Source organism: Parvibaculum sp. (assembly GCF_049671045.1).
Lineage (GTDB): Bacteria > Pseudomonadota > Alphaproteobacteria > Parvibaculales > Parvibaculaceae > Parvibaculum.
This window is the reverse complement of sequence record NZ_JBATUH010000119.1, coordinates 20,567-27,178: the sequence shown is the minus strand read 5'-3', so window position 1 is coordinate 27,178 and position 6,612 is coordinate 20,567. Positions and strand designations below refer to the sequence as shown.

General features: G+C 64.8%; 3 protein-coding genes. 2 read left to right on the top strand and 1 reads right to left on the bottom strand.

Annotated features, from left to right (window positions below):
- Positions 1-516: 516 nt before the first annotated feature.
- A complete protein-coding gene (locus tag WBG82_RS14345; RefSeq protein ID WP_424425347.1) occupies positions 517-993 on the bottom strand; it encodes a single-stranded DNA-binding protein in 477 nt (158 codons plus the stop codon).
- A gap of 354 nt (positions 994-1,347) precedes the next feature.
- Here WBG82_RS14345 and uvrA point away from each other — a divergent pair, with 354 nt between their 5' ends.
- Both uvrA and WBG82_RS14335 read left to right on the top strand, forming a co-directional pair.
- Positions 1,348-4,284, top strand: coding sequence for an excinuclease ABC subunit UvrA (uvrA, locus tag WBG82_RS14340; RefSeq protein WP_424425345.1), 2,937 nt, complete (start codon positions 1,348-1,350; stop codon positions 4,282-4,284).
- A 166-nt stretch (positions 4,285-4,450) separates the two neighbouring features.
- On the top strand, positions 4,451-6,577 hold the full coding sequence (locus tag WBG82_RS14335) for an alkaline phosphatase D family protein (RefSeq protein ID WP_424425343.1): 2,127 nt from the start codon (positions 4,451-4,453) through the stop codon (positions 6,575-6,577).
- Positions 6,578-6,612 lie beyond the last annotated feature (35 nt).

Genomic DNA, 6,612 nt, shown 5'->3' with positions numbered 1-6,612 from the left:
AAGTGTTTTTCTAACGCTGGAGGACGCTGGCAAACGAGTGTCGCGGGGCGCCCGAACGGACCAAAAATGGGTGGAACGGCAGCCGCCGAATCTCCTCATTCAACTGTCGCGCAGACTACCAGTTCCGTCCCGAAACGGCAACATGAAACACACCGAGGGTCGCCCAATAACCCATTGTAAAGAAACGACAATTTGGAACAGACGATGTGGACCCCGGAGGCCGCGCGGCGGCGCCTCGAAATGAACGGCGGCGAGCCCCTTTTGCCAGGCTTCGGACACGAGATCGCAGAGGCTCAGCGAGCCCGCAATCAGACGCGCACGAGCGCAGCCGCCGCCCGCCAGAAGACCGTCACCGGCTCCATGAGCGCACATTTTCAGATTCGTACTAAGTCGACGGCGCGGGGATCGCGACCGGGTGTCAGGCAGCCATCCTCCGTGTTCTGACGATCACGCGCGGGCCACGGCGGAGGATATGGACCACACCCTCCGCAGGGATGCCCGGCCGCTATGCGCGCCTCAGAAGGGAATCTCGTCGTCGAGATCCTGCGAGAAGCTGCCCCTGGAGCCGCCCGAGCTCCTGCCGCCGCCGAAATCCTCGTCGCCATAGTCGCCGCCGCCGCCCGACGAGCCGCCACCACCGCTCCTGCCGTCCAGCATGGTCAGCACGGAATTGAAGCCCTGCAGCACCACCTCCGTCGAATAGCGTTCCTGGCCGGACTGGTCGGTCCATTTGCGGGTCTGAAGCGCGCCCTCGATGTAAACCTTGGAGCCCTTCTTCAGATACTGCTCGGCGACGCGGCAGAGCCCCTCGCTGAAGATCACGACGCGGTGCCACTCCGTCTTTTCGCGGCGCTCGCCCGTGTTCTTGTCGCGCCAGCTTTCAGAGGTGGCGACGCGCAGATTGGCGATCGGCCGGCCGTCCTGCGTCCGGCGGATTTCCGGATCGGCGCCCAGATTGCCCACCAGAATGACCTTGTTGACGCTGCCTGCCATGAGTTCGCTCCAAATCTCCGCATCGGCGCCTGGCGCCCATGCCGCTTCCAAATCACTATACCGCGCAACATAGCCCGGCCGGACGGGATTCGCTGTTCGCGTATGCCCGTGGCGGCCGAATATCCACAGATAAAGCATCCTGGGGAGCGCGTCTGCCATCGCGGCGTTTGTTCTATTTTCGTTCTAGACATGGCGCCCGCCAATGTCAAAATACGAATCGCGCTTTGGCTCGCCGTCTGCCGTCTCGCCCCGAAAGCCGTGGAACCGGCAACGCAGACTGCTTGTCTGCCGCGCGCGATAACATACATTGCAGGTCGAATGCCTTCCCCTCGCAAGTCAACGAGAACACGCTCAATGGCCGAAGCGGCGCGTCCGGTTTCCCCGGCGTCTTCAAAGGTGCTCGCCGTGCGCGGCGCGCGCGAGCACAACCTGAAAAACATCTCGCTCGAACTCCCGCGCGACAAGCTCATCGTCATCACGGGGCTTTCGGGCTCGGGCAAGTCCTCGCTCGCTTTCGACACGATCTATGCCGAGGGGCAGCGGCGCTATGTCGAAAGCCTCTCGGCCTATGCGCGCCAGTTCCTCGAAATGATGCAGAAGCCGGATGTCGACCAGATCGACGGCCTCTCGCCCGCCATTTCGATCGAGCAGAAGACGACCTCGCGCAATCCGCGCTCGACGGTCGGCACCGTCACCGAGATTTACGACTATATGCGCCTTCTCTGGGCGCGCATCGGCGTGCCCTATTCGCCCGCGACGGGGCTGCCGATCGAGAGCCAGACCGTGACGCAAATGGTCGATCGCGTCATGGCCCTGCCGGAAGGCACGCGGCTCTACCTCCTCGCGCCCATCGTGCGCGGCCGCAAGGGCGAATATCGCAAGGAATTCGCCGAGCTGCAGCGCAAGGGCTTCCAGCGCGTGAAGGTCGATGGCGAGTTCCACGAGATCGACGGCGTGCCGGCGCTCAACAAGAAGCTCAAACACGACATCGACGTCGTCGTCGACCGCATCGTCGTGCGCGACGATCTCGGCAACCGCCTCGCGGACAGCTTCGAGATCGCGCTCGGTCTTGCGGACGGCATCGCCGTGATCGAATTCGCCGATCAGAAAAAGGGCGCGGAGCCCGAGCGCATCATCTTCTCGTCGCGCTTCGCCTGTCCCGTATCCGGTTTCACTATCGACGAGATCGAGCCCCGGCTCTTTTCGTTCAACAATCCCTTCGGCGCCTGCCCGGCCTGCGACGGGCTCGGCACCCAGCATTACATGGACCCCGAACTCGTGGTCCCGGACCATGGGCTTTCGCTCCGCGACGGCGCGGTGGCGCCCTGGGCGAAGTCGACCTCGCCCTACTACACGCAGACGCTGGACAGCCTCGCCAAGACTTACAAATTCTCCGTCACTGTGCCCTGGTCGCAGCTTCCGAAAAAGGCCCGCGACATCATTCTCTATGGCACGGGCGACGAGCCGGTGACGTTCTCCTATGACGACGGCCTGCGTTCCTACAAGACGACCAAGCCGTTCGAAGGCGTGATCCCCAATCTCGAGCGGCGCTGGCGTGAGACGGATTCCTCCTGGGCGCGCGAGGAGATCGAGCGGTTCCAGGGCATCACGCGCTGCGAGGATTGCGGCGGCTATCGCCTGAAGCCCGAGGCGCTGGCGGTCAAGATCAACAAGCTGCATATCGGCGAGGTCGCGGAGATGTCGATCCGCGAGGCCGACCGCTGGTTCTCGGAACTCACGCCGCATCTGACCGCGAAGCAGAACGAAATCGCCGGCCGCGTGCTCAAGGAAATCCGCGAGCGGCTCCATTTCCTCAACAATGTCGGGCTCGACTATCTGACGCTCGCGCGCAATTCGGGCACGCTGTCGGGTGGCGAGAGCCAGCGCATCCGCCTCGCCTCGCAGATCGGCTCGGGCCTCACCGGCGTTCTCTATGTGCTCGACGAGCCATCGATCGGCCTTCATCAGCGCGACAATGACCGCTTGCTCGAAACGCTGCGGCGTCTGCGCGATCTGGGCAATACCGTGATCGTGGTCGAACATGACGAGGATGCGATCCGTACCGCCGATCATGTGGTGGATATCGGCCCCGGCGCCGGCGTTCATGGCGGCGAGGTCGTCGCGGAAGGCACGCCCGATGAGGTGATGGCGAACCCGAAGAGCCTCACCGGCCAGTATCTGACCGGCATGCTCCAGATCGACATTCCGGCCGAGCGCCGCGAGGGCAACGGCAAATGGCTGAAGATCACCGGCGCGCGTGAGAACAATCTGAAGAATGTGACGGCGCAGATTCCGCTCGGCACCTTCACCTGCGTCACCGGCGTTTCCGGCGGCGGCAAGTCGACGCTGCTCATCGAGACGATCTACAAGGCCGTCGCGCGCCGCCTCACCGACACGCGCGAGCACCCCGGCGAGTTCGACGAGATTTTCGGCCTCGAACATCTCGACAAGATCATCGACATCGACCAATCGCCGATCGGGCGCACGCCGCGCTCGAACCCGGCCACCTATACGGGCGCCTTCACCTTCATCCGCGACTGGTTCGCAGAGCTGCCGGAAAGCCGCGCGCGCGGCTACAAGCCGGGCCGCTTCTCCTTCAACGTCAAGGGCGGACGCTGCGAGACCTGCCAGGGCGACGGCGTCATCAAGATCGAGATGCACTTCCTCCCCGACGTCTATGTCGAATGCGACGCGTGCCACGGGCACCGCTACAATCGCGAGACGCTGGAGGTGAAGTTCAAGGGCAAGTCCATCGCCGACGTGCTCGACATGACGGTCGACGAGGCGGCGGAATTCTTCAAGGCTGTTCCCGCCGTCCGCGAGAAGATGGAAGTCCTCCAGCGCGTCGGCCTCGGCTACATCAAGGTCGGCCAGCAGGCCACCACGCTTTCGGGCGGCGAGGCGCAGCGCGTGAAACTCTCGAAGGAGCTGTCTCGCCGCTCCACGGGCCGCACGATCTACATTCTCGACGAGCCGACGACGGGCCTGCATTTCCACGATGTGGCGAAGCTGCTCGACGTGCTTCACGAACTCGTCGCGCAGGGCAATACGGTCGTCGTCATCGAGCACAATCTCGAAGTCATCAAGACGGCCGACTGGATCATTGACCTCGGGCCCGAGGGCGGCGATGGCGGCGGCGAGATCGTCGCCGCGGGCACGCCCGAGCATGTGGCCGCCGAGCCGCGCAGCTATACGGGCCGCTATCTCGCGGAACTCTTCAAGCGCCGGCCGGGCCGGACGGGCGCGGCCGCAGCGCCGAAGGCTCCGAAGAAGGCGGCACGGGGGAAGTAACCGCCCGCGCTTCCAGGGCAGGCGTCCCCGACCGCCCATTGCGGCGAATGCGGATCAATGATCCGGCATCGGGATGCGCCACGGGCTGCGAAGCCGGTTCCGCGCCCCTCTCAAACCCCCTATAAAGGCCGGGCCGATCACTGCGCCGTGCCTGAGGGGGGCCTCCATGTCCGGGTTTGACCGCCGCGAATTCCTGAAGCTTTTTGCCGCGACGGCGGGCTGCTTCGCGATCAGCGCCTCGCCGCTCCCCTTCGCCTCCCGCCTCAATCGCGCCCATGCCGAGCCGGGCCGCTATCATTTCCCTCAAGGCCTCGCCTCCGGCGATCCGCAGCCCAATGCCGTCATGCTCTGGACGCGCGTCGAGCCGCTTGCGGGCGGAACCGATGGCCCCACGCCTTCGGCGCGCGACAGCATCGACCTATTCGTTCAGGTTTCGGAGGATGAGGCATTCTCGCGGCTCGTGGTCGAGCGGGCGCTTCGCGCCAGCCCCGAGGCGGATCACACGGTGCGCGTTCTCGTCGATGGTCTTCGTCCGGACACGATCTATTTTTACCGCTTCTTCGCGGGCGGCGACACTCTGCCCTTCATCGGCCGCACGCGCACCGCGCCGCCGCGCGACGCAAGGCGGCCGGTCCGTTTCGCCTTTCTCTGCTGCCAGAACTACGAACAGGGCTATTACGGCGCCTATCGCCGCCTCGTGAACGACGACATCGCCGCAAGACCGGAAGACCGGATCGAGTTCGTTCTGCATCTCGGCGACTTCATTTACGAGCACACGGGCGACGTGCCGGAGGATGAGACGCCCGCGCGCCTCGTCGGCCCGCTGCCCGATGGCTCGACGCCCTGGGAGCCCGATGGCACGCATCCCTGGTGGCAGCGCGGCGGGCAGATACCGCTGACGCTCGCCGACTACCGCCACCTCTACAAGACCTATCTGACGGACCCGGACCTTCAGGCCGCCCGTGCGCGCTTTCCCTTCATCCATACCTGGGACGATCACGAATTCACCAATGACGCCTGGCAGGCGCACGACACCTATTTCGGCGACGGCGCGCCTGCGCAGACGAGAAAGCTCGCGGCGAACCAGGCCTGGTTCGAATTCGTGCCCGCCCTGCTCTCGGACGCGCCGGACCTTGGCGGCATCAAGTCCGAGGCGGCGGACTTCAGGCCCACGCGGATCTCGGACACGCCCTTCGGCGAGCCGGATGAAAACCATCTCTTTCAGGGCGCAGACAATCTGAAGGCGCTACGGAGCATGACGATCTATCGGGCCTTTTCCTGGGGCTCCATGCTCGATCTCGTCATCACCGATCTCCGCAGCTATCGCAGCCCGCCCGTGATGACCGAAGAGATAAAGGCGCTCACCAAGGGTGCGCCCGTGCCGCCGGTGCGCATCGTGAAGCTGCTCGATCAGGGCCGCACGGCCGCCAATGGCGCGCCGCCCGAGAAGCTCGCCTATGGCGACCGCGAGATCGCAAATCCGCGCCGCAATGCGCCGCATGGCACGCATATGGGCGGCCCGCAGAAAGCGTGGTTCAAGGCGGCGATGAAGGCATCGAAGGCGCGCTGGCGCATCTGGGCGAACAGCGTGCCCGCGCTCGCCATGCGGCTCGATTTCTCGAGCCTCCCCTTTGCCGGCCTTGAGGACGGCTATGTCGGCACGGATGGCTGGCAGGGCTACCCCGGCGAGCTCCGTGAGCTGATGGATTTCCTGAAGAGCGAAAAGATCGGCAATGTCGTCTCCTGCTCCGGCGACTACCATGCCCATATTGCCGGGCGACTTCCCGTCGATCCCGACGCGGAGGCTCGCTCCTACGCCGCCATCGAATTCGTCACCGCGGGCATAAGTTCCGGCGCGATGTTTGGCGGCGCGGAGCGCAGTTCGAGGCAGAGCGCCTTCTTCCGCCGTGCGGTCATCATCGAGGAAAACGGAAAGACGCTCGAGAATTTCAATAACACGGTCGTGAACGGGCTGCGTACCGGGCTCATCGCCAACTACACCAATTCGGTGAAGATCGGCGCCATGTTCCGCAACGAGCGCGCGAGTCCCGGACTTTCCTTCCTCGATTCCAACGCGCATGGTTTCGGCATCGCGTCGCTGATGGCGGAGGAAATGCGCGTGGAACTCGTCAATGTGGGCGACGTGTCGCGCGATCCGGGCCTCGAGGGCGCGCCCGCTCTCCGCCGCATCCGCTTCCGCGTGCCGGGCTGGCAGGGCGGCGAAGACCCGACCCTTCAGGGGCCCGAATTCGAGGGCGAGCCCTCCTTCCCCTACCGGCCGGAGAGCGTCTGAAGCCTGAAGCTCCCTTTGCGTTACCCTCGCCTCCC